This is a genomic window from Caballeronia terrestris (genome assembly GCF_001544515.1).
In the GTDB taxonomy this organism is placed as follows: Bacteria; Pseudomonadota; Gammaproteobacteria; order Burkholderiales; family Burkholderiaceae; genus Caballeronia; species Caballeronia terrestris.
The window spans coordinates 1-552 of sequence record NZ_FCOL02000621.1 but is presented as its reverse complement, the minus strand read 5'-3'; the positions used below and the strand labels follow the sequence as shown (position 1 = coordinate 552).

At 64.3% G+C, this 552-nt stretch carries 1 protein-coding gene; it reads right to left on the bottom strand.

Annotated features, from left to right (window positions below; all coding sequences use genetic code 11):
• A partial coding sequence (locus AWB67_RS39255) for an MFS transporter (protein WP_125477924.1) occupies nucleotides 1-552 on the bottom strand: 552 nt, incomplete at both ends.

Here is a 552-nt window from a genome sequence, read left to right as displayed (position 1 = left end):
CCCGTAGATCACGACATTGATGGCGATCTGGATGGTCACTGCGAGCACCATGCGGCGCAGCAGCGGCGGCCTGAAGAGGCTACCGAGCGTGGTTCCAAGAGTGGTCCCGCTCGTGGTCGTGCGCCGCGGCGTGGTTTCGACGATCGGCGGCAGTTCGCGCCCCTCTGCGGTCTCGGCCTCGATGCTCTTCAGGATCGCCTCGGCTTCATCCAGCCGTCCTTTCGATTCAAGCCAGCGCGGCGACTCGGGCATCTTCTTGCGCAGCACCCAGACGCCCATCGCGCCAATGCCGACGAACGCGAACATCGCGCGCCAGCCGATCGCGGGAATGATCAGGTAGCCGAGGAAGGTCGAAAAGAACAGTGCGGAGTTCGTGATCAGCGACAGATACGCCGACCATCGGCCCCGCACGGCAGGCGGAATGAATTCGCCGATGGACCCGTAGCCCACCACGATTTCCGCGCCGAGCCCGAGGCCCATGAAGAAGCGGCACACGATCAGCCAGGTCATGTTCGGGGCAAATGCGCCCGCAAGCGATGCCAGCCCGAAGAT